9 protein-coding genes are annotated in these 12200 nt (G+C 66.7%); 3 read left to right on the forward strand and 6 right to left on the reverse strand.

Going from position 1 to position 12200, the window contains the following annotated elements:
• Nucleotides 1–79: 79 nt before the first annotated feature.
• Nucleotides 80–1303, reverse strand: coding sequence for an alanine transaminase (alaC, locus tag PM1_RS25900; protein WP_009617489.1), 1224 nt, complete (start codon nt 1301–1303; stop codon nt 80–82).
• Between the two features lie 141 nt (nt 1304–1444).
• Here alaC and PM1_RS25905 point away from each other — a divergent pair, with 141 nt between their 5' ends.
• Complete coding sequence (locus PM1_RS25905) at nt 1445–2317, forward strand: PhzF family phenazine biosynthesis protein (protein WP_009617487.1); 873 nt, start codon at nt 1445–1447, stop codon at nt 2315–2317.
• Between the two features lie 67 nt (nt 2318–2384).
• Nucleotides 2385–3281, forward strand: a complete 897-nt coding sequence (ypfJ, locus tag PM1_RS25910) for a KPN_02809 family neutral zinc metallopeptidase (RefSeq protein WP_009617485.1) — start codon at nt 2385–2387, stop codon at nt 3279–3281.
• A gap of 704 nt (nt 3282–3985) precedes the next feature.
• On the opposite strand, the gene PM1_RS25915 is transcribed toward ypfJ, so the two are convergent.
• The 4 genes from PM1_RS25915 to PM1_RS25930 form a co-directional block, all read right to left on the reverse strand.
• Nucleotides 3986–4438: a response regulator gene (locus tag PM1_RS25915; protein WP_009617483.1), complete on the reverse strand. Its 453-nt coding sequence runs from the start codon at nt 4436–4438 to the stop codon at nt 3986–3988.
• 104 nt (nt 4439–4542) lie between these two features.
• A complete protein-coding gene (locus PM1_RS25920; RefSeq protein WP_009617481.1) occupies nt 4543–5916 on the reverse strand; it encodes a DUF1329 domain-containing protein in 1374 nt (457 codons plus the stop codon).
• Nucleotides 5917–6028: 112 nt separating this feature from the next.
• Nucleotides 6029–7906, reverse strand: coding sequence for a DUF1302 domain-containing protein (locus PM1_RS25925; RefSeq protein ID WP_009617480.1), 1878 nt, complete (start codon nt 7904–7906; stop codon nt 6029–6031).
• Between the two features lie 200 nt (nt 7907–8106).
• On the reverse strand, nt 8107–9789 hold the full coding sequence (locus PM1_RS25930; RefSeq protein ID WP_009617479.1) for a fatty acid--CoA ligase: 1683 nt from the start codon (nt 9787–9789) through the stop codon (nt 8107–8109).
• Nucleotides 9790–9989: 200 nt separating this feature from the next.
• Between PM1_RS25930 and PM1_RS25935 the strand changes: the two genes are divergently transcribed.
• Nucleotides 9990–11165, forward strand: a complete 1176-nt coding sequence (locus PM1_RS25935) for an acetyl-CoA C-acyltransferase (protein ID WP_009617478.1) — start codon at nt 9990–9992, stop codon at nt 11163–11165.
• Nucleotides 11166–11543: 378 nt separating this feature from the next.
• On the opposite strand, the gene PM1_RS25940 is transcribed toward PM1_RS25935, so the two are convergent.
• Nucleotides 11544–12173, reverse strand: a complete 630-nt coding sequence (locus PM1_RS25940; RefSeq protein WP_009617477.1) for a LysE family translocator — start codon at nt 12171–12173, stop codon at nt 11544–11546.
• Between the last annotated feature and the right edge of the window lie 27 nt (nt 12174–12200).

A 12200-nucleotide genomic window follows, 5' to 3' on the forward strand; every position in this document is an offset into this window, starting at 1 on the left:
CCCACCAAGCCCTTCCGCCCCTCCCCCACAAACAAAAAGGGGCGACCAACCGGCCGCCCCTTCTTCATTCATTCCCGCCTTATTCAGCCACCTTGGCCTTCGACAACACCCCATCCGCCCGGAACATCGCCTTGATCCCCCGCACCGCCTGGCGCAAGCGATCACGGTTCTCGATCAACGCAAAGCGCACATGGTCGTCGCCATAGTCACCAAAGCCGATACCCGGCGACACCGACACCTTGGCGTCCTTCAGCAGCTTCTTGGCGAACTCCAGCGAGCCCAGGTGCGCATAGGGCTCGGGGATCTTCGCCCAGACGTACATCGACGCCTTGGGGTTCTCGACCATCCAGCCGGCCTCGTGCAGGCCCTTGACCAGCACGTCGCGGCGCGCCTGGTACTGGCTGGCGATGTCACGCACGCACTGCTGGTCGCCTTCCAGCGCGGCGATGGCGGCCACCTGCAGCGGGGTGAAGGTGCCGTAGTCGTGGTAGCTCTTGATCCGCGCCAGGGCCGAGACCAGCTCCGGGTTGCCGACCATGAAGCCGATGCGCCAGCCGGCCATGTTGTAGCTCTTGGACAGGGTGAAGAACTCCACCGCGATGTCCTTGGCCCCCGGCACCTGCATGATCGACGGCGCCTTCCAGCCGTCGAAGACGATGTCGGCATAGGCCAGGTCGTGCACCACCAGCACGTCGTACTGCTTGGCCAGGGCCACCACGCGCTCGAAGAAGTCCAGCTCCACGCACTGCGCGGTGGGGTTGGAGGGGAAGCCGAGGATCATCATCTTCGGCTTGGGGATCGACTCGCGGATCGCCCGCTCCAGCTCGGTGAAGAAGTCGATGCCCGGCACCAGCGGCACCGAGCGCACCTGGGCGCCGGCGATCACTGCGCCGTAGATGTGGATCGGGTAGCTGGGGTTGGGTACCAGGATGTTGTCGCCGTGGTCCAGGGTGGCCAGCATCAGGTGTGCCAGGCCTTCCTTGGAGCCGATGGTGACGATGGCCTCGGTTTCCGGGTCGATGTCCACCGCGTAGCGCTCCCTGTACCAGTGCGAGATCGCCCGGCGCAGGCGCGGAATGCCGCGGGAGGTGGAGTAGCCGTGGGTGTCGTCGCGCTGGGCGACCTGCACCAGCTTCTCGACGATGTGCGGCGGGGTGGCGCCGTCGGGGTTGCCCATGGACAGATCGATGATGTCCTCGCCACGGCGGCGGGCGGCCATCTTCAGTTCGGCGGTGATGTTGAAGACGTAGGGCGGGAGACGGTCGATACGCGCGAAACGGCGTGCTGAACGGGGTTCAGTCATGATTTCCTCGGTGAACGTAAGCGCCCGGAACCGTCCGAGCGACGCCGGCCACTGCGGTGGCCTGAAAAGCTGGGCTTTTCTTGTCGGCGAACATATCCGCCGCTAGGCTCGCTGTCGAGCCCTACTTTCCACGGGAACACCATGTCCTTTCTGCATTACTGGCAACTCGACGTGTTCGCCGACCGACCGCTGGCCGGCAACGGCCTGGCGGTGTTCGCCGACGCGCGCGGCCTGGCCGACGCCACGCTGCAGGCGCTGACCCAGGAGCTGCGCCAGTTCGAGAGCATCTTCCTGTTCCCCAGCGCCGAGCTGGACACCTACGCCGCGCGCATCTTCACTCCCGAGGAAGAACTGCCCTTCGCCGGCCACCCGCTGCTGGGCGCCGCCGCGCTGCTGCACCACATCCACCAGCGTGGCGAGCAGGAACACTGGACGCTGCAACTGGCGACCAGGGACGTGAACCTCACCACCCGCCGCCACGGTCAAGGTTTCATCGCGCAGATGAACCAGGGCCAGGCGCAGTTCGGCGCCGTGCTCGACGCGGAGGAACGTCGCTGGTTCGCCGAAGCCTTCTCGCTGAACGCGGGCGACCTCGCCGACTACCCGGCGCAGGTGATCAGCACCGGCCTGCCCTACGTGCTGCTGCCGGTGCGCAGCGAGGCTCTCGGGCGCATCCGTCAGTGCGCCGAGTTCACCGCACAACTGGCCGAGCGCCTGACCGCCCTGGGCGCGGCCTTCGTCTTCCTGCTGGATGTGGATAACCGCGAGGGCCGCACCTGGGACAACGCCGGGCTGGTCGAGGATGTCGCCACCGGCAGCGCCGCCGGCCCGGTCGCCGCCTACCTGGTGGAGTTGGGCAAGGCCCGTCGCGGCGAGACCTTCGAGCTGCACCAGGGCCGCTTCGCCGGTCGCCCCAGCCTGCTGGAGGTGCGCGTCGGCGACGACGACCAGGTGCAGGTGGGCGGCAAGGTGCAGCTGCTGGCCCACGCCCAGTTGCTCTGCGCGCTGGCCTGACGGCCGGCCTGGCGGGTCGGCCGGGCGCCGACGACACTCAATCCACGAACTTTCAGGAGAAGACGCCATGCTCTGGCGCAAAGGACGACGCAGCGACAACGTGGTGGATGCCCGCGACGACAGCGGCGGCGGCATGGGCGGTGGCGGCATGCGCATCGGCGGCCGCGGCCTGAGCCTGGGCGGGGTGGCCATCGTGGTGGTGGTCGGCCTGCTGATGGGCCAGGACCCGATGCAGATCCTCGGCAGCCTGCTCGGCCAGATGGACGCCGGCCAAGCCCCGGCGCGCCCGCAGGTGCAGGGCCGCCCGGCGACCGGCGCCGACCCGCAGGTGGACTTCGTGCGCGCCGTGCTCGGCGACACCGAGGACACCTGGGGGCAGATCTTCGCCCACAGCAACGCCCAGTACGAGCAGCCCAAGCTGATCCTGTTCAACGGCGGGGTGAACTCCGCCTGCGGCTTCGCCTCCTCGGCGGTGGGCCCGTTCTACTGCCCCGGCGACCACCGGGTGTACCTGGACCTGGGCTTCTTCCGCGAGATGGAGCAGCGCTTCTCCGCCGCCGGCGACTTCGCCCGCGCCTACGTGATCGCCCACGAGGTCGGCCACCACGTGCAGAACCTGCTGGGCATCTCGGCCAAGGTCGAGGCCGCGCGCCGCCGCGGCGCGCCCATGGAGGGCGCCCACGGCCTGTCGGTGCGCCTGGAGCTGCAGGCCGACTGCTTCGCCGGCGTATGGGCCAACAAAGCCCAGCAGCGCCTGCAATGGCTGGAGCCGGGCGACATCGAAAGCGCACTGAACGCCGCCAACGCCATCGGCGACGACCGCCTGCAGAAGCAGTCGCGCGGCACCGTGGTACCGGACTCCTTCACCCACGGCACCTCGGCGCAGCGCATGCGCTGGTTCAAGCTCGGCTTCGACTCGGGCTCGCCGGGCAAGTGCGATACCTTCAAGGCGCAGGCGTTGTAACCAGTACGAAGGGATTCCGCCGCGGGGACATGTTCGCGAGCAAGCTCGCTCCCACGAAAAGCCATGCCCCCGCCATTCCCATGTAGGAGCGCGCCCTGCGCGCGAATCGCGGGCAGGGCCCGCTCCTACAGGTAGCCTGGAAGCACGGTCCTCCCCCCGTAAGCGGACCTTGTCCGCGATGGCCGGACGTATCGGCGCGGTTCGCGGATGAGATCCGCTCCTACGCTGCCCCACCCGCGCCATTCCCATGTAGGAGCGCGCCCTGCGCACGAATCGCGGGCAGGGCCCGCTCCTACAGGTAGCCGGGAAGCACGGTCCTCCCCCCCGTAGGAGCGGACCTTGTCCGCGATGGCCGGACGTATCGGCGCGATTCGCGGATGAGATCCGCTCCTACGCCGCCCCACCCATATCGTCCCCATGTAGGAGCGCGCCCTGCGCGCGAATCGCGGGCAGGGCCCGCTCCTACAGGTAGCCGGGAAAGCGCGGTGTTCCTCCCCCCGTAGGAGCGGACCTTGTCCGCGATGGCCGGACGTATCGGCGCGATTCGCGGATGAGATCCGCTCCTACGCCGCCCCACCCGCGCCATTCCCATGTAGGAGCGCGCCCTGCGCGCGAATCGCGGGCAGGGCCCGCTCCTACAGGTAGCCGGGAAAGCGCGGTGTTCCTCCCCCCGTAGCGGAGATGGCCAGGGCTATCGGAACGCCTCACAGGCAACGCTTGAGCGTCCGCAGGAACTCCTCCGGCTCCACCGGCTTGAGCAGGAAGTCCAGCACGTTCAGGCGCATCGCCTCGACCACGTCGCGGGCGCGAGTGGTGCCGGAGAGCACGATGATCGGCAGGAAGGTACCCCGGGCGTGGAGCTGGCGGATCAGCTCCAGGCCGGCCCCCTCGCCTTCCATGCACAGGTCGGTGACCAGCAGGTCGATGGCCGATTCGTCGCGGCCGATACGGCGCAGGGCCTGGGCGCTGTTGCTCGCGGTCAGGCATTGCAGGTCGGCGCTTTCGATCAGCTCACGCATCTCGGCGAGCACCTGCGGGTCGTCGTCCACCAGCAGCACCGTCGGGGGGCGCTCGGGACGGACGGTGATTTCCAGCAGCGCCTCGATCTCTTCGTCGTCGAGCAGGTTGCGGTACGCGTGAGGCAAGGGCTCACCCATGGCGGCGTTTTGCCGTGATTATAGCGGCATATCGCCACATCACAGCATCCGTCCGCCCATGAAAAAGCCGGCCCGAAGGCCGGCTCTCAGCAAGGCGACTCGACTTAGCGCACGCCTTCCTGACGCAGCGCCGCGGGGGTGAAGTCGCTTTCAGAGGCGCTGTAGTTGAAGTCGTAGGCGGATTTCTCCTCGTTCTTCAGGCCCAGCACCAGGTAACGGCTGGAGAGCAGGTCGTACAGGGTTTCCGCGGTGTACCACGGTACCTGGTTGTTGTAGTAGTACTGCGAGAAGGCCTCGGCCACGCGCCACAGGGTGCCGCGGCCGTCGTAATGGTCGATCTCGGCGGCTTGCCAGGTGTCTTCGTCGATGTAGAAGTCACGCTTGGCGTAGATGTGGCGCTCGCCGGCCTTCAGGGTCGCGACCACATGCCAGACGCGGTGCAGCTCGTAGCGGGTCAGGTCCTGGTTGAGGTGGCCGGGCTTGATGATGTCCGCGTACTTCAGCTTGGGATCGTCGAGCTTGTAGTTGTTGTACGGGATGTACAGCTCCTGCTTGCCCACCAGCTTCCAGTCGTAGCGGTCCGGCGCGCCGTTGTACATGTCCAGGTTGTCCGAGGTGCGCAGGCCGTCGGCGGCGGTGCCGGGGCCGTCGTAGGACACCTGCGGGGCGCGGCGCACGCGGCGCTGGCCGGCGTTGTAGAGCCACGCCAGGCGCGGTTCCTTGACCTGGTCGAGGGTCTCGTGCACCAGCAGCACGTTACCGGCCAGGCGCGCCGGGGCGGTGACCTGCTGCTTGAAGTAGAACAGCACGTTGCTCGGCTTGCTCGGGTCGTAGTCCTTCAGGTCGGTGCGGAACACGAACTCGTCCTGGAAGTACACCAGCGAGTAGCTGCCGTTGACCTGCGGGGTGGCCTGGGTCACCAGACGGCGCACGTGGCCGCCGCGGTAGCGGGTGATGTGGTTCCAGATGACTTCCAGGCCGTTCTGCGGGATCGGGAAGGGGTTGGCGGTCTGGAAGTTCTGCAGGCCGTTGCCGCCCTGCACCAGGTTGGTGGCGGTGGCGTTCTTCCTGGTCGCTTCCAGCACCGAGTCAGGCAGGGTGGCGGTGCGGTGCGACGGGTACACCGGCATCTTGTAGGTGTCGGGGTAGCGCTTGAACATGGCCAGTTGGCCGGGGGTCAGCTTGTCCTTGTACTGCTCGACGTTCTGCGCGGTGATGGTGAACAGCGGCTTCTCGCTGGCGAAGGGGTCGGCGAGGAAGCCCTTGCTGTCCACGGCGCCGGCGTTCTTCGGCAGGCCGCCGGTCCAGGCGGGAATGCTGCCGTCGGCGTTGCCGGCCTTCTCGGCGCCGACCGGGGTCAGGGTGGTGCCCAGCTTGGCGGCGTCGGCGGCGGACACCGCAGCCATCACCTGGGTGGCCAGCAGGCTCAGGCCCAGGGCCAGTGCGCCGGTTTGCAGCAGTCTCTTTGTTGTTCTCATTATCGCGTCGTCCTCGATGAGTCGTTACTGCTCGCGCGGCGGCCGCGCCGCCGCGCTCGCGATCTCTGTCTGCTGGCGCCCCGCCCGGGCCCGGGCGGGGCGCGGGTGCCGCTTAGAAGTTCACGCCGAAGCTGAGCGCGACGAAGTCGCGGTCGACCAGGGTGGAGTACTTGCCGTCGAAGTAGTTGGTGTAGGAAAGGCTCGCGGTGTAGGTGTTCATGTAGTCGGCGTCGACGCCCAGGCTGATCGCCTTGCGGCCTTCCTCGAAGTTGCCGCCCGGGCCGGGCGAATAGCCGTCTACGTCGTGGGACCAGGCCACGTTGGGCTTGAGGTTCACCCCGGCGAACACGTCGTTGTAGTCCCAGATGGCGCGCATGCGGTAGCCCCAGGAGTCGGCGGTGGTGAAGCCGTCGTTCTCGCAGTTGCGCGACAGGTTGTTCTTCGGCGCGCTGCCCAGGGTCGAGTTGTTCAGCACCTGGCAGGTGTTCAGGTTGCCGGTCGCTGGCAGCGGGCCGGGGCCGAATACCGGGTCGCGGCCGTAGCGCGCCTTGGAGGTGCTTTCCAGGCCGCCGACGTGGGTCCAGCCCACCTCGCCCACCAGGGTCAGACGCTCGGCGCCCATGACCTGGTCGAAGAAGTGGGTGAAGGTGGTCTGCAGCTGGGTGATTTCCTTGCGGCGGTAGCCGTGCAGGTCGGTGTCCGGAACCCCCTGGAGCACCGAAGCGTTGCCGTACACGCCGCCCAGCGGCACCACGCCGGAGAACAGGATGTCGGTGGTGTTCAGCTGCACCGGGGCGTTGGGCCGGTAGCTGATCTCGCCCTGCCAGGCCGTGCCGGTGGGTAGGGTGGTGGAGAAGCTCAGGCCATACAGGTGGATGTCTTCCGGGTACTCGACGAAGTACGAGGAGTTGCCCGCCACCAGCAGGGGGGCGAAGGCTTGCAGCGGGGTGCCGCTGAGGGAGTTGGCCAGGTTGTAGATGGACTGGGAAGCGCCGCGGCCGCTGAAGATCGGCAGGCGGCTGTGGTAGTTCATGTAGTAGCCGCCGAACTCGGTGTTCAGGGCGTCAGCGTAGTACTTCAGCGACAGGCCGTACTGGCCGCTGTCGCGGGCGTCGCGGTCCGGCCCGCGGCGCACCAGGGCGCCCTCGTTGTTGACGTCCACGCCGAACTGCTTGGCCAGCGCCACGTTCCCCGCCCCCAGCGCCTGGGCGTTGGTCAGCACGCGCAGGTTGTCGGTGCAGCCGTCGGCGATCACGTCCGGCTGGGAGAAGAAGGTGCCGCAGTTGTCCACCACCGTCTGGTCCCACTCCAGTTGGTAGAAGCCTTCGGCGGAGAGGTTGTCGGTGAGGTTCTGCGACAGGTAGAACATGTTCACCGGCACCAGGGCTTCCTTGATCTCGGAGCCAGGACGGCGCAGCGCGGTGACGTCGAACGGGTTGATCGAGTTGATGCCACCCTGGATGAAGGTGCTCTCGCCCCAGTTCACCACCTGCTTGCCCAGGCGCACGTTGCCCGGCAGGTCGGCGATGCTGTACTTGTGGTAGATGAAGGCGTCCAGCAGCTCGGCGCCGGAAGCCTTGGCGGCGGTCTTGCGGCCACTGTCGCTGAGCGGCTTGAACTCGGTGCTCTCGTCCTTCTGCTCGAAGTCGTACCAGTACTTGCCGCGCAGGAACACGCCGGTGTCGCCGTACTTCAGCTCCAGGTCGTGGATGCCCTTGAAGATCTTCGAGAAGGTCTTGCCGGCCTTGTAGTTCAGGTGGCCGTCGTCGGAAGTCTGCGACAGGCCGTGACCGCCGTTGTTGGAACCGATCAGGTTCTTGTCCGGATTCTGCGTCGACCAGCTGGCGCCGACCGACAGGCTGGAGTCGAAGGAGCCCTCGATCTCGCCGATGTTGAAGGTGACCGCCGAAGCGGGGGTGGCAAGCGTGGAAGCCAGGCTGACGGCCAGTGGCAAACGAGCCAGGCGCCAGATCTTCTTCATTTGTGTCATCGACGCTACTCCATGTGTGTTTTTTGTTATGAGTGGCAGCGACTATAGCCAGCCCCCCGGCGGGCTTGATCCCTCGAAAGTGTGATTTAGCGCGTCGCTGCGGCAACGAGCCGCAAGCTAGACGGCTCGCAGGAAGGATTAGCAGAGGCCGCGCCCCGTGCCAAGCGCTTGCTCGGGGGACGCAGCCTGTAGGGAAGGGCTTACAGGGCGGAGAGGAATTCGCTGCCGGACTCCTGCCAACGAGCGATATCCACACGGATGCGCTTCTTGTCCAGCTTGCCCACGCTGGTCTTGGGAACTTCAGTAACAACGGCGATCTGCGAAGGAATCGCCCACTTGTTGATGTGGCCCTGTTCGACGAAAGGCTTGAGGTGCTCCTTCAGCCCCTTGGCGTCCAGCTGCTGGCCCTCGAAGAGCACCAGCAGGGCGAACGGGCGCTCGCCCCATTGCGGGTCCGGCACCCCCACCACCGCCACTTCGCGCACCGCCGGGTGACGGCTGATGAGGTCTTCCAGCTCCAGCGAGGACAGCCATTCGCCACCGGTCTTGATCACGTCCTTGATGCGGTCGCGGATGTCGATGAAGCCCATGCCGTCGAGGGTGGCCACGTCGCCGGTGTGCATCCAGCCGCCGGCCCAGAGTTCCTCGCCCTTCTGCGGCTCGCGGAAGTAGCCCTGGGTCAGCCAGGGCGAACGCAGCACCAGCTCGCCCTGGGACTCGCCGTCGGCCGGCAGCAGTTGGCCGTGCTCGTCCATGATCGCCGCGTCCACCAGCGGCACCGGCACGCCGGCCTTGATCCGGTAGGTGGTGCGTTCGTCCTCGCTGCCGGCCAGGAGCTCGTCGTTGAGGTAGGCGCAGGAGATCAGCGGGCAGGTCTCGGACATGCCGTAGGCCGCGGTCAGCTGGATGCCGCGGGCCTGGGCCGCCTCGTACAGCGAGCGGGTCAGCGCGCTGCCGCCGATGATGATCTTCCAGCCCTTGAAGTCCACGCCCTGGGCGGCCTTGGCGTTCATCACCATCTGCAGGATGGTCGGCACGCAGTGGGAGAAGGTGACGTTCTCGCGTTTCCACAGCTCGACCAGCAGTTCCGGGTCGTAACGCCCCGGGTACACCTGCTTGATACCGAGCATGGTGGCCACGTAGGGAGTACCCCAGGCGTGCACGTGGAACATCGGCGTGATCGGCATGTACACGTCGCTGTTGCCCATCAGGCGGATGCTGTCCAGGCTGGCGATGGTCGAGGCCATGGCCAGGGTGTGCAGCACCAGTTGGCGGTGGGTGAAGTACACGCCCTTGGGGTTACCGGTGGTGCCGGTGGTGTAGAAGGTGGTGGCCACCGAATTCTCGTCGAAGTCGGGGAAGGCGTAGCGCGGGCTGGCCGCGGCCATCAGCGTCTCGTACTCGCCGATGCAGTCGGCCAGTGCGCAGCTCTTGTCGGCGCCATCGGTCAGCAGCAGGGTCTTCTGCACCGTGGTCAGTTGCCCGGCGATGCCCTGGTAGAGCGGCACGAACTCGGCGTTGACCAGCACGAAGCGGTCCTCGGCGTGGTTCATGGTGTAGAGGATCTGCTCCGGCGAAAGACGGATGTTGATGGTGTGCAGCACCGCGCCGATCATCGGGATGGCGAACATCGCCTCCAGGTAGCGATGGCTGTCCCAGTCCATCACCGCCACGGTGTCGCCGGCCTGCACGCCGGCCTCGGTGAGCACGTTGGCCAGGCGCGCGACGCGCTCGTTGAAGGTGGCGTAGTTGTAGCGCACCAGGTCGCGGTAGACGATCTCGTGGCTTTTTTCGTAGCGCGCGCCGGACAGCAGCAGGCTCTTGATCAGCAACGGGTACTGGTAGGCATTGCTCGCAGCGGGGAGGAGACGGGTCTTGAGCATGTTCGGCTTACCTGTGGGACCTTCGTGGGAGTCGATGCCGGTGACTGTAGAGGCGCAACCATGACCAATCATCCATCCAAAGAGTGATTTGCGGGTGACTCTTTGGCCTGATCGGGTCACGCGCTAGAATCGCCGCCACCCGGTCGTTCACGGCCGAGCCTCCAGAACACCCCGAGAACAAAAGCCAAGAGGTAGTTTCCATGTCCGAAATCGTCATCGTCAGCGGCGCCCGCACTCCCATGGGCGGCTTCCAGGGCAGCCTGGCCGGCGTTTCCGCCGTCGACCTGGGCGCCATCGCCATCCGCGAAGCAGTCGCCCGCGCCGGCATCGAGGCCGGCGATGTCGAGGAAGTGATCATGGGCTGCGTGCTGCCCGCCGGTCTGAAGCAGGGCCCGGCCCGACAGGCGGCGCTCAACGCCGGCCTGCCCGCCGCCACCGGCTGCACCACCATCAACAAGCTGTGCGGTTCGGGCATGAAGGCGGTGATGCTGGCCCACGACCTGCTCAAGGCCGGCACCAACAAGGTGATGGTCGCCGGCGGCATGGAAAGCATGTCCAACGCCCCCTACGTGCTGGAAAAGGCCCGCACCGGCCTGCGCATGGGCCACGCCGAGATCAAGGACCACATGTTCCTCGACGGCCTGGAAGACGCCCGCACTGGCCGCCTGATGGGCTCCTTCGCCCAGGACACCGCGGACAGCAACGGCATCACCCGCGAAGAGATGGACGCCTATGCCATCGAATCGCTCAAGCGCGCCCAGGCGGCGATCCAGGATGGCTCGCTGGCCAGCGAGATCGTCCCGGTCACCGTCACCACCCGCAAGGGCGAGGTGGTGGTGAAGGACGACGAACAGCCGCTGACCGCCAACCTGGACAAGATCCCCAGCCTGAAGCCGGCGTTCAAGAAGGACGGCACCATCACCGCGGCCAATGCCAGCTCCATCTCCGACGGCGCCAGCGCGCTGGTCCTGATGACCGCCGAGGAAGCCGCCCGCCGCGGCCTCAAGCCGCTGGCGAAGATCGTCGGCCACGCCACCCAGAGCCAGGACCCGAGCGAATTCACCCTGGCCCCCATCGGCGCCATGACCAACCTGTTCAGGAAGACCGGCTGGAACAAGGACGATGTCGACCTGTTCGAGATCAACGAAGCCTTCGCCATGGTCACCATGCTGGCCATGCGCGAGCACGGCCTGGACCACGCCAAGGTCAACGTCTACGGCGGCGCCTGCGCCCAGGGCCACCCGGTGGGCTCCACCGGCTCGCGGATCATCGTCACCCTGATCAACGCCCTGCAGAAGAAAGGCGGCAAGCGCGGCGTGGCCTCGCTGTGCATCGGCGGCGGCGAAGCCACCGCGGTGGCCGTCGAGTTGCTGTAACGCTGTTACCGGAAACGCAAAGGGCGCGACTTCGGTCGCGCCCTTTTCGTTTCAGCTCCGTGCAAGTCGCTGTGTATGCCATTCCCCTGCGCGCGATATCGCGGACAGGGCTGTCGCGATTCTCGGCTGCTTGAGAGCCCCTCTCCCCAGCCCTCTCCCTGAAGGGAGAGGGAGCTTGTCCGTGCCGAGAAAGGATTTGGTGTTAGCCGGGTAATCGGTACAAGCCGGCTAACGCCGAAGCAACCGAACACACCGAACGGTCCCCTCTCCCTTCAGGGAGAGGGTTAGGGAGAGGGCGCTCTAAAGCGCAACCCCCAAAGCCCCAGCCAAACACCATCCGCGAGCAAGCTCGCCCCTACAAAAGGCGGCCCCTAACCCTCAGCGCAACTCGGTGAGCGCCAGCTTGATTCCCAGTCCCACCAGCACCACCCCCATCATCCGGTCGAACCAGTGCCCCAGGCGGGCGAAGCCGGCGCGCACGCGCTGCTGGCTGAACAGCAGCGCCACGAAGCTGAACCAGGCCGCGGTGGCGCAGGCCAGGTAGACGCCGTAGCCGGCCTGCACCAGTACCGGGGTGTGCGGGTTGATAACCACGGTGAACAGCGAGAGGAAGAACAGCGTGGCCTTGGGGTTCAGGCCGTTGGTGACGAAGCCGGCGACGAAGGCGCCGCGCGGGGTGCGTTCGCTGGGCGCAGCGGCCGCCACACTGCCGTCGCCACCGCTGGGTTTGGCGCGCAAGGCCTTGATGCCGATGTAGAACAGGTAGGCCGCGGCCAGCCACTTGAGGGTGTTGAACAGCATGATCGACTGCGAAACGATCAGGCCGATGCCCAGCAGCGAGTAGGTTACGTGGATGGAGATGGCGCAGCCCACGCCCAGGGCCGTCCAGGTACCGGCGCGGCGGCCATGGGTGACGCTCTCGCGCACCACCACGGCGAAGTCCGGGCCCGGGCTGGCCACCGCCAGCAGGTGGATCAGCGCCACGGTGAGAAATTCCGTCCAGTACATGCAACCTCCACAGGGGTGGGATTAACG

Source organism: Pseudomonas sp. M1 (assembly GCF_022760135.1).
In the GTDB taxonomy this organism is placed as follows: domain Bacteria; phylum Pseudomonadota; class Gammaproteobacteria; order Pseudomonadales; family Pseudomonadaceae; genus Pseudomonas; species Pseudomonas citronellolis.

Coding starts and splice junctions, on each gene's coding strand:
- PM1_RS25920 (WP_009617481.1), bottom strand. CDS start 5,916: ATGAGAACAACAAAGAGACTGCTGCAAACCGGCGCACTGGCCCTGGGC.
- PM1_RS25925 (WP_009617480.1), bottom strand. CDS start 7,906: ATGACACAAATGAAGAAGATCTGGCGCCTGGCTCGTTTGCCACTGGCC.
- PM1_RS25915 (WP_009617483.1), bottom strand. CDS start 4,438: ATGGGTGAGCCCTTGCCTCACGCGTACCGCAACCTGCTCGACGACGAA.
- ypfJ (WP_009617485.1), top strand. CDS start 2,385: ATGCTCTGGCGCAAAGGACGACGCAGCGACAACGTGGTGGATGCCCGC.
- PM1_RS25930 (WP_009617479.1), bottom strand. CDS start 9,789: ATGCTCAAGACCCGTCTCCTCCCCGCTGCGAGCAATGCCTACCAGTAC.
- alaC (WP_009617489.1), bottom strand. CDS start 1,303: ATGACTGAACCCCGTTCAGCACGCCGTTTCGCGCGTATCGACCGTCTC.
- PM1_RS25940 (WP_009617477.1), bottom strand. CDS start 12,173: ATGTACTGGACGGAATTTCTCACCGTGGCGCTGATCCACCTGCTGGCG.
- PM1_RS25935 (WP_009617478.1), top strand. CDS start 9,990: ATGTCCGAAATCGTCATCGTCAGCGGCGCCCGCACTCCCATGGGCGGC.
- PM1_RS25905 (WP_009617487.1), top strand. CDS start 1,445: ATGTCCTTTCTGCATTACTGGCAACTCGACGTGTTCGCCGACCGACCG.